Raw genomic sequence first — 13266 nt, forward strand, 5'->3', positions numbered from 1 at the left:
TCAGCCCTCCAGTAGGTCGCCGAAGTAGGCGGTTCCCGACGGTCCGCCCAGGGTGGTGCCGGTGAAGGTCTTGGAGCCGCCCGCCGTGACGCCGGCGGTGGTGGACTTGAAGAGCCAGACGGCGCCTGTGCCCTTGTCCTCGTTCGAGGCGGAAGCGACGAGTTCGGCCCGCCCGTCGCCGTTCGCGTCGACGAGGCGGACGGCCGTGCCGAAGTAGTCGAGGGTCTCCGCGGTGCCGGGGACGCCCGCCGTGTTCTGGGAGAAGACCTTGGCACCGCCGCCGGTCAGTCCGGAGGCGGAGCCGCGCAGGACGGTGACCGTGCCCGCCTTGCGCGCCGCGCCGAGGGTCTCGTCCTGGGCGCCGACGGCAATGTCCGGGTACCCGTCGCCGTTGACGTCCCCGGCGGACAGGCTCCAGCCGAAGCCGTCGCCCTTCTCGCCCTTCTCCGGGACGCCCGCGGTGTCCTGGGTGATCCTGACGGGCGTACGGCTGCTGAGGCCGCCGGCCGCGCCGTACGTCACCGTGACCGCCCCGCCGAGGCCGCCGTTCGGCTCGCTGGCCGACTTCTCCATGAAGTTGCCGGTGACGATGTCGCCGTAGCCGTCCTTGTCGACGTCGGCGATGACCGCGTCGTAGCCGCCCGCAAGCCTCTTGCCCAGCTTCGGACCACCGCTGGTCCCGGTGTACAGGACGCTGCGGGTGCGGTAGTCGCCGGAGGCGGTCTCCTCCTGGCCCATGACCAGCAGGTCGGTCTTCCCGTCGCCGTTGACGTCGCCCGAGATCAGCTTGTCGGCGTAGATCGTGGTCTGGGCGATCGTGTCGATGCCGGTCAGGGAGGCCGCCTTGCCCTTGCGGGTGAAGGGGCCGCGGAAGATGTTCAGGGACGGCGTGGCGTTGTTGCCGACGGCCAGGTCGGTGTGGCCGTCGCCGTCGAAGTCGCCGGCCGCCAGCGCCCAGCCGAGTTCGCTGCGGTACCTCGGCATCGGTGAGGAGAGGTTGCTGGCGCCCTTGAGGCCGCTCGCGCCGCCCCAGAGCACGGTCACGTTGCCGTAGGAGTCGGTGGTGCCGATCCGCTCGCTGTGGACGCCTACGACCAGGTCGGTGTAGCCGTCGCCGTCGAGGTCGCCGGTGGTGAGCCGGTCGCCGAAGTAGTCGCCGGAGGCCGGGTTGCCGGGGACGCCGGTGGTGGCCTGGCTGATGACCTGGCGCTTGGTGGTGTCGAGGCCGTTCTTGGTGCCGTAGACGACCGCCACGTAACCGGCGCCGGACTTGCCGGAGATCTTGGCGACGGGCGCGGCGATCGCGAGGTCGCGGTAGCCGTCGCCGTTGAAGTCGCCGGCCAGGCCCGAGGGGGCGGCGGAGGCGGTGGCGGCGGGCAGGGCGGTGAGGAGGCCCGTGGTGAGGGCCGTGGCGAGGAGCAGGGTGGTGCGCTTGGACATGGACTTCCCCGTGAGGTGGTGAAGTGGCGAGGTGCCGAGGCGTGGCCTGGTGGCGGTGGGTCAGCCGGTGAGGCCTGTTCCGAACGCGCCGTACGTACGGGAGAGCCCGAAGGTGCCCGGGCCGAAGGACTTGGCACCCGTGGCGGTGATACCGGAGGCGCTGCCGCGCAGGGCGGTGACCGCGCCGACACCCTCGTCCTCGAAGGAGGCCCCGACGGTCAGGTCCGCCTTGCCGTCCTTGGTGACGTCCGAGAGCACGAGGTCCGAGCCGAAGTAGTCCATGGACTCGGCGGCGCCGGCGACACCGGGGGTGTTCTGGGAGATCGTACGGGCGCCGGTACGGGAGACGCCGCCTGCCGAGCCGTTCATCAGCACGACGAGGCCGGTGTCCTCGGCCGCGCCGATGTCCTTGAAGACGACGCCGATGGCCAGGTCGCCGTAGCCGTCGCCGTTGGTGTCACCGATGGAGACGGCGCCGCCGAAGCCGTCGCCGGCCTTGTCGGTGCCGGGGACGCCCGTGGCGGACTGGGTGAGCTCGGCCATGGGGGCGTCGCCGTTGACCGGACCGCCCTTGCTGCCGCGGATGACGACGACCTGGCCGCCGAGGGTGCCGGTGTGGTCGTCGTCCTTCGAGAGGACGTTGCCGATGGCGATCTCGTCGTAGCCGTCGCCGTTGATGTCGCCGAGGGCGAGGGAGGTGCCGCCGTTCAGCGGGCGCGGCTGGGTCGCGACCACGCCGTTGGACGCACCGAGGTAGGCGGCGCCCTTGGACCAGCTGCCCGACGGGTCCGAGGTGAGCGCGGTGCGGTAGGTGAGGACGAGGTCGGCCTTCTTGTCGCCGTTGGTGTCGCCCGCGGCGAGCGCGTCGATACCGTACTTCGTCTTGTCCGGGGTGGGGACCTTCTGGGTGCCGCCGGTGGTGCCGGACTTGGTGAAGCCGCCCTTGACGATGTAGGCGTACGACGCCGCCGTGCCGGACGCCAGGTCGGCCTTGCCGTCGCCGTTGAAGTCACCGGCGGCCAGTACCGAGCCCCAGGCCTCGTGCTTGGCCGCTGAGGGGTCCTTGACCGTCGTACCGTTCTTCAGGCCGCTCGCCGAACCCCACAGGATCGTGACCGAACCGCCTTCGGTGTCACTGCCGTTGTCCTCGCCGGGCGTGCCGACGGCGAGGTCGGTGTAGCCGTCCTTGTTGAAGTCGGCCACGGCGAGCGCTCTGCCGAAGAAGTCCTCGGTCTCGGCGGTGCCGGGGACACCGGCGGTGTTCTGGCTGACGATCGTGCGCTTGGCGGGGTTGAGTCCGGAGGCGCTGCCGTAGACGACGGCGACGTACCCGGCCATGCTCTTGCCGCCGACCTTGGCGTAGGGGGCGGCGAAGGCGACGTCGCCGTAGCCGTCGTGGTTGAAGTCGGCCTTGTAGGCGTGAGCCGTGGCGGCGGACGCGACGGGGGCCGAGAGGGTCAGCAGACCGCCGGTCAGCGCGGCTGCGGTGAGCGTCGCGAGGGCGAGGCGGTGGCGGTGATGTCCGTTCACGGGGTGGGAGCTCCTGAGATCGGCGGCATGGGTGCCGGAGGTAACGCGGGTACGCGGGTACGCGGAGGCGGTGCTGGCGGCAGGGCGGATTTTGTGCGGGAGCGGGAGCAGGAGCAGACGCGGGACCGGGCAGGCCCGTGGTCGTACGGTCGACGGGCCTGCCGGTACGCCGTCCGGAGAGGCTTTTCCGGCCTGCGGGTCAGTCGGAGAACATCGCGCCGAGCTGCGGGGTGCCGGTCGTCGAGACGCCCAGCTTGCTCGCGGCCAGGGTCCGGGAACCGGTCGTGGTGATCTTCGAGCCGTTGGACGGCAGGTAGGTGACCGCGCCGTCGCCGGCGTTCTCGTACGAGCCGACGAGCAGGTCGGCCCTGCCGTCGCCGGTGACGTCGTCGAGCTTGACGTCGGCGCCGAAGAGGTCGTTCTTCTCGTCGTCGCCGGGGACGCCGGCCGTGCTCTGCGCGAAGGACTGGGCGCCGGAGGCGATGTTGATCCCGGTCTTCGAGCCGTAGAGGATTGTGACCTGGCCGGTGTTGGTGTTCTTGCCGATGTCCTCGTTCGGGGTGGAGACGACCAGGTCGGCGTAGCCGTCGCCGTTGACGTCACCGAGGTCGATCTCCCAGCCGAAACCGTCACCCTTCTCGGAGGTGCCGGGGACGTTGGAGGAGTTCTGGTTGAACATGGTGGCCTTGGCCGGGCCGGAGGCGCTGCCGTAGGTGATGGCCACCCGGCCGCCGGTGGCGGCGTCCGGGAAGACGGTCCCGCCACTGCTGGCGTCCCAGGATGCGCCGCTGACGATGTCGCCGAAGCCGTCGCCGTTGATGTCGCCGACGCCGGTGACGATGCCGCTCTTAAGCGCCTTGGCGCCGGTGGCGGTCACGCCCTTGGAGCTGCCCGGCAGCCAGTAGTTGGTGTTCCAGTGGTTGCTGGTCTTCGTCTCGTACCCGTCGACCACGAGGTCGGTACGGCCGTCGCCGTTGACGTCACCGGCGGTGAGCTTCATCGGGCCGTACGGGTAGGAGCTGGTGCCCGGCTCGATCGGCGGTTTGACGGTGTAGCGGCCGCCGGGCGTGCCGCCGGCGGAGAAGCCGCCCTTGAACACCCAAAGGGTGGCGGCGGAGCTGCCGACGGCGAGGTCCGCCTTGCCGTCGCCGTCGAAGTCGCCGGCGGCGAGCTGCAGCCCCCAGTAGTCGTGGCTGCTCGGCGACGGGTCCTTGATGTCGACGCCCTTGCCGGTGAGGCCGCTCTTGGAGCCCCACAGGAGGGTGACGGTTCCGCCGTCGGTGTCGGTGCCGACCTTCTCCTCCGGAGAGCTGACGGCGAGGTCGTCGTAACCGTCGGCGTTGAAGTCGGCGTACGCCAGAACCTCGCCGAAGCTGTCGCCGGCCTCGGCGGTGCCGGGGACGCCGGCGCTGTTCTGGCTGAGGGTGGTGCGCTTGGCGGTGGTGACGCCGGAGGCGGAGCCGTAGAGGGCGACGACCTGGCCGGCGCCCTTGTGACCGCTGACGTAGGCGGTGGTCGCGGAGGTGGCGATGTCTCCGATGCCGTCGCCGTTGAAGTCGGCACGCGCGACCTTGAAGGAGTCCGCGGCCGTCGCCGAGGCGGCGGAGAACGTGAGAAGACCGCCCGTCAGCGCGGCCGCGGTGGCCGTCGCGAGGGCGAGGCGCGGGAACGTGTGCATGCGGGTCGTCTCCTGCGGCATGCGGGGGCCGCCCGCCTCCCGGCGGACGGCCGGAGTCAATGGTGTCCAGCGATCAGGAGACCCGCACGGAGGAGTAAGGGTTGTACATGGGTTCGGTGAATCTTTGAAGCTGCTGTGACTTACGGAGTCGTTGGTCCCGACTGGTGCGCGATGGGCCCATGAGCGTAGTGAAGATCAACGTGCTGACCGTTCCCGCCGAGCAGCGGGAGACGCTGGAGAAGCGGTTCGCCTCGCGGGCGCACGCCGTGGAGAACTCGGACGGGTTCGAGTGGTTCGAGCTGCTGCGGCCGCAACGGGTGCGCTGATGTGCCACTAGACGAGTAGTTCCGAAGTCCTGTCGGGTTGTTGGTTCTGGGCCTGGACGACGGCGAGGTGTCCAGGTCTTTCCGGTCAATCACCGTGAAAGGAAGTCCTACCTTTTGGACACGGGCAGGGTCAGCCAAGAGCGGGGCTCATTAGGTCAAGCATCAGCCGGTTCCCCCAGTCGTTGGTGAAGACGGCGCTCATGCCCTCGTAGTACACCCTGACGAACGGGTTGGAGTGGAACATTACGGCGACCCACTGCAACGAGCGGTCGGCGTTGAGGCGGGCGAGGTAGCCGATGTTGCCCATCCCGCCGCCCCCGCCGGACATCCAGCCTGATCCGTCCGGTAGTGGGCTGTCGAAATAGGTGTCCACCTCGTCGATGCCGTGCTCCTCAATGGCCTGGGCCACATCGAAGGGTCCTCCGATGCGGAAGGGAATCGGCTGCCCAGCCTCCGGGTGATACGCCCCGGGACCGTCAACATGCAACTCCAAGCCAGTGTCGTCCGGCCGGTACAGCCCGTCGCGGAGCGGCATCTCCCCGGCCTTCCAGAGCTCCTCGACCATTCCCATAGCCCATCCCATCGTCAACTACTAAGACGAGTTAGATCCGAAGTCTGGCTGCATGTAAGCACGGAGGGTGTCCAAGATCAGTTTGTGACGACCGATCTGAACACCCTCTTGACCGCACTACGTGAAGATCGACGACGAGATCGGAGGGACTCGATGGATGTGACGGCCACCCCTGCTCAGCGACTCCGAACTCGTCTGTCTCGCGGTCGCCCAAGCCCTGCTCGGATACCACTCCGAGGCCCGCTGGTTACGCTATGCCCGCAAGCACCTGTCCGACATGTTTCCCTATCTGCCCCAACGGTCCGGCTATCACAAGCGGTTGAAGGCCGCGTTGCCGCTGCTCAAGCGCATGATCCGGGAGCTTGCCATGGACAGCGATTTTTGGACCGACACAGTCTGGATCGCAGACTCGACTCCGGTGCCCTGCGGAATGTCACGCCCGACCGTTCAACGATCGAGCATGGCCGGCTGGGCTGGCTACGGCTACTGCGCCTCCCATTCGCGCTTCTTCTGGGGCCTGCGCCTGTACCTGGTGTGCACCCCGACAGGCATGCCGATCATCTGGGCACTTGCCAACCCGAAGATCGGCGAACGTGAGGTCCTGGCGGCGATGCTCGAAGTCGACGCCGACCTGATTGCCGGGCGTAAGGGCATCCTGCTCATCACGGACAAGGGCTTCGCGTCCAAGCCGTTCGAGAAGGACCTCGCCGAGCAGGGGATCGAACTCCTACGGCCGTCGCTCAAGCGAGAGAAGAAGCGCTACGGGGAGCCGATGCTCAAGAAGGTCCGCCAGCTGATTGAGTCGGTCAACGATACTCTCAAGGGCCAGCTTGACCTGGAACAACACGGCGGACGGACCTTCGAAGGCGTGGCCGTCCGTGTCACCCAGAGAGTACTCGCGATGTCCGCAGGGATCTGGCACAACAACCTGATCGGCGCACCGGCCCCCCGCTCACTGATCGCCTATGATCACTGATCACTTTGGAACCACTCGTCTAGCCGATAAGGGTCCGCTTCGGGCGGACCACGCAGAACTCGTTCCCCTCCGGATCCGCCAGCACGGTCCATGACTCGTTGCCGCTCTGCCCGACATCCGCCCTGCGGGCGCCGAGTGCGAGGATCCGCTCGATCTCGGCCTCCCGGTCCTCCGCGGCGGACGTCAGATCGAGGTGCAGGCGGTTCTTGACGGCCTTGCCGTCAGTCACCGGCATGAAGCAGATACCCACCGGTGCGGTCTCGTCCGGCCCGATCACGACCTCCCGCTCCCGCTCGGACAGGATCCGCCAACCCAGTACCTCAGCCCAGAACCGGGCCAGGGCGGGCAGGTCGTGGGCGTCGAAAACGATGTGGTGCAGCGCTAAGGGCACGTCGGCCAGTATGCCCCGTGCTCCGCGGGACAGGTCCTTGAAGCCGGATACCGACGGCTGCACCGCCGCTACCAACGCAAAGCCGGGAACTTCCTCGCGTTCGTCGCAGTATCCGCCGCCCTCATCATCTACCGCCGCCTTGCCCGGTGGAGCGATCATGAAGCGGTGACGTCCGCTCAACTCCCAGACCGTTGCGTCACATCGGGCCGGCGACCCGGCTGAGCCATCCCTGGCGGGGCTGCTTGTCCCTGTCGATGTCGATGTCGATGTCGATGTCGATGTCGATGTCGATGTCGATGTCGATGTCGATGTCGATCAAGAAGTGTGCTGTCTGCAGTGGGTCCTGCGGGAGCCGGCCTGTCTGGTGACGTTGCCAGTAGCGGGTCACCCTCCGCTCCAGGTCGGCCAGGTCGCTTCTGCCGGTCGTGGCCAGAGCGACCGAGCCATCCGGGCCTTCGGGAGCGTCCAGTGCCGACAAGCGACCGTCCGATGTGTACGCCGCCGTGTATTCACCCTCCGACACGTCAATCGCCTCAAGGCAGTTCGTGCCGTGCACGAAGGACTCGAAGACGATCAGGTCTTCGTCTTGGTCGAAGACGAGCACGGTGTCGGGAGGGAGATCCATACCGATCACTGCGACAGCCGCTCTCATCGTGCTGTACCAAAACAGGCGGCGTCTTGGTCGCTCACGCCCTTCTGATCACCCCTGGTACAGGATGGACCCATGAGCGTAGTCAAGATCAACGTACTGACCGTGCCCGCCGAGCAGCGGGAGACGCTGGAGAAGCGGTTCGCGTCTCGGGCGCACGCCGTGGAGAACTCGGACGGGTTCGAGTGGTTCGAGCTGCTGCGGCCGGTCGAGGGGACGGAGCAGTATCTGGTGTACACGCGGTGGCGGGACGAGGAGTCCTTCCAGGCGTGGATGGAGGGGCCGATGAAGACGGCGCACCAGGGGGGTGCGGAGGGCGAGCGTCCGAAGCCGGCGGCCTCCGGGTCGACGCTGTGGTCCTTCGATGTGGTGCAGTCGGCGGGGCCGAAGGGCGAGTAGCGGCCGGTTGGCGCGGGGGATCACGGATCACGGCCCGGCCCGCCGGAGTGGCGGGCCGGGCCGGTTCGGGTCGGTCGGGTCAGGCCGGGGTGGCTGTCCTCTCGGTTGCCGGGGCCGGCTTCGGCAGGGTGCGGCGGGTGCGGGTCGGGAGGGCGAGGGTCGGGTTGGCGACGGCCCAGGCCGCGCCCTTGCAGACCAGTTCCTTGTAGAGGGCGGCGGTACGACCCGTCAGGGCCGCCCGTACGGCGCGGTCGTCCGCGGTGACGTACTGGATCAGGCCCTGCCCGCGGCCCAGCGAGATGCACTGGTTGTAGTAGCGCAGCGGCACCTTCGGCAGCTTTCCGCCGGTCAGGCGGGCCGCGAGGGCGTCGGCGGCCTGCCATGCCATCGGGGCGCCCGACGCGCACGACATGCGCAGCGGCTTGTCGCCGGGGCCGGTCGCCAGCGCCGCGTCGCCGACGGCGTACACATCCGGGTGCGAGACCGACCGCATGGTCCCGTCGACCACGATCCGGCCGGAGCCGGTGACCTCCAGCGTGCTGGCCCGCGCGATGGGGTGGACGGCGAAGCCGGTGGTCCACACGGTGACCGCGGCGGGGATCGTCCCGCCTTCGGCGGTGGTGACCCGGTCGGCCGCCACGGCGGTGACGGCGGTGTGCTCGTGCACGGTGACGCCGAGACCGTCGAGGACCTTCCGCAGGTGCCGGCGGCCCTTGGCGGAGAGCCAGTCGCCGAGGGCGCCGCGGGCGGCGAGCGAGACGGCGAGGTCCGGGCGGGCCTCGGCGATCTCGGTGACGGCCTCCAGGCCGGTGAGTCCGCCGCCGACCACGAGCACCGGCTCTCCGGCCGGCAGGGCGGCGAGGCGCTCGCGCAGCCGGAGCGCGCCGGGGCGGGTCGCGATCTGGTGGGCGTGCCCGGCGGTGCCGGGGACGCCCTGGTCGTTCCAGGCGCTGCCGAGGGCGTAGACGAGGGTGTCGTACTCCAGCACCTCCGTCGCCTCCCCGGCGTCGACGGTGGTGACCGTCCTGCGGTCGGCGTCCACGGCGGTGACCCTCGCGAGCCTCAGCTCCACGCCGGTGCCCGCGAACATCTCGGCGAACGGCCGGGCCCTGAGGTCCTGGCCGGTCGCGAGCTGGTGCATGCGGATGCGTTCGACGAAGTCGGGTTCGGCGTTGACGAGGGTGATGGCGACGTCTTCGCGGTGCAGTCGCCTGGCGAGACGGCCGGCGGCGATGGCTCCGGAGTATCCGGCGCCGAGGACGACGATGCGGTGCTGCATGTCCGTGCTCCTGTCGGGAAACGGCGAGTCTGGAAACGACGGCTCGGGGAACGGCGAGTCGGCCCTTGAACCGGGCGGCCCGCCGATTCCTGACAGGCACGCGGAGTGAGGCGGCTCACACAGGGTCAGAAGAGCCGGAGCAGGGGTTCGCCGTGGCCGGTGGCCGCCCACTGCCTGGTCGCGCGTTCGAGCTTGTCGGGGTTGACCTGGTTGCGGAGCGCGGCGATGCCCTCGGCGGTGATCTCCAGGCACATGACGCCGAAGACCCGGCCGTCGACGACCGCCACCAGGGCGGGGCCGCCGTTGGCGGTCGCGGCGTAAAGCTCGACCGAGCCGCCCGCCAGGGCCCGCTGTGCCGGGCCCGGTCTGAACAGGCCCCGCATGAACGTCGCGACCGCGAGGGCGCCCTCGAACGCCTTGGCGCGGGCCGGCACCTTCCCGCCGCCGTCGCCGACCGCGACGGCGTCCTGGGTGAGCAGCCGGACCAGCGGCTCGGTCCGGCCGCTGGTGGCGGCCGTGAGGAACTCCTCGATGATCCGCCGGGCGGCGGCCTCGTCGACCTCGGCGCGCGCCTTGCCGGCCGCGACGTGCTTCTTGGCCCGGTGGAAGGTCTGCTGGCTGGCCGCCTCGGTGATGTCGAGGATCCGGGCGATCTCCCGGTGCGGGTAGTCGAAGGCCTCCCGCAGCACGTACACCGCGCGCTCGCCGGGCGTGAGCCGCTCCAGCAGGGTCAGGACGGCGTACGACACGGACTCGCGCCGTTCGGCGGTGTCGGCGGGGCCGAGCATCGGGTCCCCGGCGAGCAGCGGCTCGGGCAGCCACTGGCCGACGTAGGTCTCGCGCCGGGCGCGGGCCGAGGTGAGCTGGTTGAGGCACAGGTTGGTGAGCACCTTCGTCAGCCAGGCCTCGGGAACCTCGATACGGCCGGTGTCGGCGGCCTGCCAGCGCAGATACGTCTCCTGCACGGCGTCCTCGGCCTCGCTCGCGGAGCCGAGGAGGCGGTAGGCGATGGCCGCCAGCCGGGGCCTGGCCGCCTCGAACCGGTCCACCTCGCTCATGGTCTGGCCCATGGCCCGGATCCTAGCCCGCACAGCACACGGCTACCGCGCCCACACCAATTCCGGCCACTCACCTCCGCCTCGGGCCACCCGGCCTCCGCCTCCGGCCACCCACCTCCGGCCGCCTCCGGCCACCCACCTCCGGCCACCCGCTTCCGCCTCCGGACGCCCAACGGTCGCCGCCCCCGGCCAGCGGCGCCGTGCTCGCCCTCTACACCGACGGTCTGATCGAACGCCCCGGCACCGACGTCCTGCACGCCACCGCCGACCTGGCCGCCCACCTCGCCCGCGCCGACGTCCACGACCTGGAGCACCTCATCGACAGCCTCGTCCACCACACCTGGCCGGCCGGCGGCCACACCGACGACGTGGCGGTGCTCCTGCTGCGGACCGCCGCGGCGGCGGGGCCGGACCGGAGTGCGGGGCTCAGTTGTGGTGACCGTAGGCGGTAGCGGTGGTCCCGGCGCGGGTGGCCGCTTCCGCGGCGCGGTACCTGGCGTGGGCGGCCTCCTCGGCACGGCCGGTGCTGTCCAGCACCCGGACCAGGTTGTTCCAGGTCAGGGTCATGGCGTACCAGTTGTCGGACTCCCGGCGGATCCGGATGGACTCCCGCAGGACGGCGACGGCCGGCTCGGTCCGGCCCGCCGCGTGCAGGACGCAGCCGAGGCTGTTCAGGGAGTCGCCGTGCAGGAAGCGGTTGTCGGTCCGGTGGTGCAGGACGCAGGCCCGCCGGAACGCGGCCGCCGCCTCGTCGTACCGGCCCAGACCGTCCAGCGCCAGACCGAGGTTGTGCCAGGCCCGGCCCTCGTGGGAGAGGTCACCGGTGGCACGGAAGCGCTCGCAGGCCCGCCGGTGGGTGACGAGGGACTCGTCGAGACGGCCGGACCTGCGCTGCGCGAGACCTAGGTTGTTCCACGCCACGCCCTCGCCGTTCGGATCGCCGAGCGCCCGGAAGAGGCCCGCGGCGTGCACGAGGGGTTCGAAGGCCTCCTCGGAGCGGTCGGCCCGCAGCAGGGCGTTGCCGAGGTCGTTGCAGACGGCCGCCTCCGTGTGCCGGTCCCGCGACTCGCCCGCCCGGTCCCGGGCGGCGCGGCCGACGGCGACCCAGTCCTCGAAGAACCGCCGCTCGCGCAGGAATCCGGCGAGGTGCAGCGCGAGTTCCACGGTGCGGACCGGGGCGCGTCCGTCGGGTCCGTCGGGTTCGTCGGGTTCGTCGGGCCACTGGGCGGCGGCGACGAGGTTGACCCGCTCGGCGTCCAGCCAGCCGAGCGCCTCCGTCCGGCCCTTGAACAGGTCGGGCAGCGGGCCGTCGCCGGGCGCCCGCAGATGACGGTCGGCCGCCTCCGCCTTCGTCCGGTAGTGGTGGCGTATCCGCCGGCGTGCCCCGCGCCCCTCCTCTCGCAGCGCGGGGTCGTCGGCGGCCAGCGTGATCGCGTAGCCGCGGACCAGGTCGTGTATGCGCCAGCGCTCGGGGAGTCCGCCGGCGCGCCCCTCGCCGGTGATCAGATGGGTGCCCACCAGGTCGTCGAGGAGTTCCAGCGCCAGGGACCGGTCCTGGCCGGTGGCCACCACCGCGGTCTCGGTGCTGAAGTCCGGGAAGGGCACCTGGGCCAGCCCGCACAGCGCGCGGCGCCGGTCCGGGAGCAGCCGGCGGAAGGACAGGTCGAACACCGGGGCCAGCGCGAGGGCCTTGCCGTATTCGTCGACGCCCCGGCTGCGCAGGACACTGCTCCGGTCGGCGGCGTCCCTCAGCTCCTCGACCAGGGAACCGAGCGGGTTGTCGCGGACCCGGCGCCGGTGCAGCCGGGCGGTGGCTATCCGCAGGGCGAGCGGCATACGGCAGCACAGCCGGGTCAGTTCGCCCACCGCCTCGGTCTCCTCGGGCGTCCACTCGGCCTCGGCGGTGGGGCGGCGCAGCGCGGGGGCGATCAGGCGGGCGGATTCGTCGGGGCTGAGCGGCCCGAGGGGTAACTCGACGGCCGTCAGGGACTCGTGGCACTCCCGCGAGGTGATCAGGACGCAGTGCAGGCCGCTGGCGGGCAGCAGCGGTGAGACCTGCGCCGAGTCCGAGACGTTGTCCAGCACCAGCAGGACCCGACGGCCGGCGTCGGCGAGCGCGGCGAGATGGCTGCGGTACGTGTCGAGCTGGTGGCCCTCCTCCCCGAAGTGGCCGACCCGGTCGGCGCCGGTGTCGAAGTCCCCTGCGGCCAGGGCGTGCAGCAACGACGTCACCGCCTGGGTGGGGGTGACCGGGTTGTCGTCGTAGCCCGCGAGGTCGAGGAAGAGGGCGCCGCCGGCGAACCAGCCCGCTGCGCGTGCCCGGTGCGCGGCCTTCAGGGCGAGGGCGGTCTTGCCCATGCCGCCGAGTCCGGTGACGACACTGACGACCGGTGCGTCCGGGGCCGGGTCGGCGGGCGCCCGCAGCCGTGCCTCCAGCGCGGCCAGCTCCGTCGCCCGCCCGGTGAAACCGGCCTGGACCATGGGCAACGTGCACGGACCGGTCCGGTCGGGGCGTGTCCCCTGCTGCACGACCACCTTCCCGACGACGGGCCCCATGAAGGTGCTCCGCCGGAAGTCGACGTGGTCGCCGACGCGGTCGCCGTCCGGGTCCCGGTCGTCGCCACCGGGGACCGGTCCGTCGTTGCCGGAGTCCGGTGTCCGGCCGTCACCTGCGTGCACCCGTGGCTCCTCTTCGGCCGGCATCCGCCAGGATCGGACCGCTTTGAGGGGCTTCACGGTAGAGCATCCCCACCGCCCGGGGGACGACTTCACCCAACCCCGCCCGCCCTGTCCGGTCACCGGCTGCTCCGCGTTCACGGGGACGCCGGGCGGCCCCGAGGGGTCTGCCGCGGTCCATGGGGGCCGCCGCCGGGCGGGCCCGATGGGCCTGCCGCCCGGGTGTGGCCGCCCTCGGTTGAAGGGCGCACCGTGCGGCGGGATGCTGGGAGCGGGCGCGGGCGACCCGGACA

General features: G+C 70.9%; 11 protein-coding genes and 3 pseudogenes. 5 read left to right on the forward strand and 9 right to left on the reverse strand.

What is annotated here, in order from left to right; all coding sequences use genetic code 11:
- The 3 genes from ABZ642_RS10350 to ABZ642_RS10360 all read right to left on the reverse strand — a co-directional run bounded on the left by ABZ642_RS10350 (position 1) and on the right by ABZ642_RS10360 (position 4648).
- Positions 1-1440, reverse strand: a complete 1440-nt coding sequence (locus ABZ642_RS10350) for an FG-GAP-like repeat-containing protein (RefSeq protein WP_360480284.1) — start codon at positions 1438-1440, stop codon at positions 1-3.
- A gap of 60 nt (positions 1441-1500) precedes the next feature.
- A complete protein-coding gene (locus ABZ642_RS10355; protein WP_360480287.1) occupies positions 1501-2970 on the reverse strand; it encodes an FG-GAP-like repeat-containing protein in 1470 nt (489 codons plus the stop codon).
- 199 nt (positions 2971-3169) lie between these two features.
- Positions 3170-4648, reverse strand: coding sequence for an FG-GAP and VCBS repeat-containing protein (locus ABZ642_RS10360; protein ID WP_360480290.1), 1479 nt, complete (start codon positions 4646-4648; stop codon positions 3170-3172).
- 179 nt (positions 4649-4827) lie between these two features.
- Here ABZ642_RS10360 and ABZ642_RS10365 point away from each other — a divergent pair.
- Positions 4828-4959 (forward strand): annotated as a pseudogene (locus tag ABZ642_RS10365) (antibiotic biosynthesis monooxygenase); the annotation flags it as partial.
- A 145-nt stretch (positions 4960-5104) separates the two neighbouring features.
- Here the strand turns inward: ABZ642_RS10365 and ABZ642_RS10370 are convergent.
- Positions 5105-5539, reverse strand: coding sequence for a hypothetical protein (locus tag ABZ642_RS10370; protein ID WP_360480293.1), 435 nt, complete (start codon positions 5537-5539; stop codon positions 5105-5107).
- Positions 5540-5629: 90 nt separating this feature from the next.
- Between ABZ642_RS10370 and ABZ642_RS10375 the strand changes: the two are divergent.
- Positions 5630-6521 (forward strand): annotated as a pseudogene (locus tag ABZ642_RS10375) (IS982 family transposase).
- Positions 6522-6540: 19 nt separating this feature from the next.
- On the opposite strand, the gene ABZ642_RS10380 reads toward ABZ642_RS10375, so the two are convergent.
- Positions 6541-6912 carry a VOC family protein gene (locus ABZ642_RS10380; protein WP_360481284.1) on the reverse strand — a complete coding sequence of 124 codons (372 nt, stop codon included), beginning with the start codon at positions 6910-6912 and terminating at the stop codon, positions 6541-6543.
- Between the two features lie 42 nt (positions 6913-6954).
- Here ABZ642_RS10380 and ABZ642_RS10385 point away from each other — a divergent pair.
- A pseudogene (locus ABZ642_RS10385) lies at positions 6955-7053 on the forward strand (IS5/IS1182 family transposase); the annotation flags it as partial.
- A gap of 55 nt (positions 7054-7108) precedes the next feature.
- Here ABZ642_RS10385 and ABZ642_RS10390 read toward each other — a convergent pair.
- Positions 7109-7516, reverse strand: a complete 408-nt coding sequence (locus ABZ642_RS10390) for a hypothetical protein (protein WP_360480296.1) — start codon at positions 7514-7516, stop codon at positions 7109-7111.
- Positions 7517-7636: 120 nt separating this feature from the next.
- Here ABZ642_RS10390 and ABZ642_RS10395 point away from each other — a divergent pair, with 120 nt between their 5' ends.
- On the forward strand, positions 7637-7960 hold the full coding sequence (locus ABZ642_RS10395; protein ID WP_360480299.1) for an antibiotic biosynthesis monooxygenase: 324 nt from the start codon (positions 7637-7639) through the stop codon (positions 7958-7960).
- A 79-nt stretch (positions 7961-8039) separates the two neighbouring features.
- Here the strand turns inward: ABZ642_RS10395 and ABZ642_RS10400 are convergent, their stop codons facing one another.
- Positions 8040-9239, reverse strand: a complete 1200-nt coding sequence (locus ABZ642_RS10400) for an FAD-dependent oxidoreductase (protein ID WP_360480302.1) — start codon at positions 9237-9239, stop codon at positions 8040-8042.
- Positions 9240-9364: 125 nt separating this feature from the next.
- Complete coding sequence (gene sigJ / locus ABZ642_RS10405) at positions 9365-10309, reverse strand: RNA polymerase sigma factor SigJ (protein ID WP_360480305.1); 945 nt, start codon at positions 10307-10309, stop codon at positions 9365-9367.
- 47 nt (positions 10310-10356) lie between these two features.
- Between sigJ and ABZ642_RS10410 the strand changes: the two genes are divergently transcribed.
- The gene (locus ABZ642_RS10410; protein WP_360481287.1) at positions 10357-10749 is read left to right on the forward strand and encodes a SpoIIE family protein phosphatase; all 393 of its coding nucleotides are present in this window, start codon (positions 10357-10359) and stop codon (positions 10747-10749) included.
- Here ABZ642_RS10410 and ABZ642_RS10415 read toward each other — a convergent pair.
- Entirely contained in the window at positions 10724-12976 is a 2253-nt protein-coding gene (locus tag ABZ642_RS10415) for a tetratricopeptide repeat protein (protein WP_360480308.1), read from the reverse strand. The genes ABZ642_RS10410 and ABZ642_RS10415 overlap by 26 nt on opposite strands.
- Positions 12977-13266: the final 290 nt, after the last annotated feature.

The sequence above is a fragment of the Streptomyces sp. NPDC007157 genome (assembly GCF_040634235.1).
Taxonomy (GTDB): domain Bacteria; phylum Actinomycetota; class Actinomycetes; order Streptomycetales; family Streptomycetaceae; genus Streptomyces.

Bases quoted from the DNA above. Each gene is read 5' to 3' on its own strand.
- ABZ642_RS10350 (WP_360480284.1), bottom strand. From the start codon at position 1,440: ATGTCCAAGCGCACCACCCTGCTCCTCGCCACGGCCCTCACCACGGGC.
- ABZ642_RS10360 (WP_360480290.1), bottom strand. From the start codon at position 4,648: ATGCACACGTTCCCGCGCCTCGCCCTCGCGACGGCCACCGCGGCCGCG.
- ABZ642_RS10370 (WP_360480293.1), bottom strand. From the start codon at position 5,539: ATGGTCGAGGAGCTCTGGAAGGCCGGGGAGATGCCGCTCCGCGACGGG.
- ABZ642_RS10395 (WP_360480299.1), top strand. From the start codon at position 7,637: ATGAGCGTAGTCAAGATCAACGTACTGACCGTGCCCGCCGAGCAGCGG.
- ABZ642_RS10400 (WP_360480302.1), bottom strand. From the start codon at position 9,239: ATGCAGCACCGCATCGTCGTCCTCGGCGCCGGATACTCCGGAGCCATC.
- sigJ (WP_360480305.1), bottom strand. From the start codon at position 10,309: ATGGGCCAGACCATGAGCGAGGTGGACCGGTTCGAGGCGGCCAGGCCC.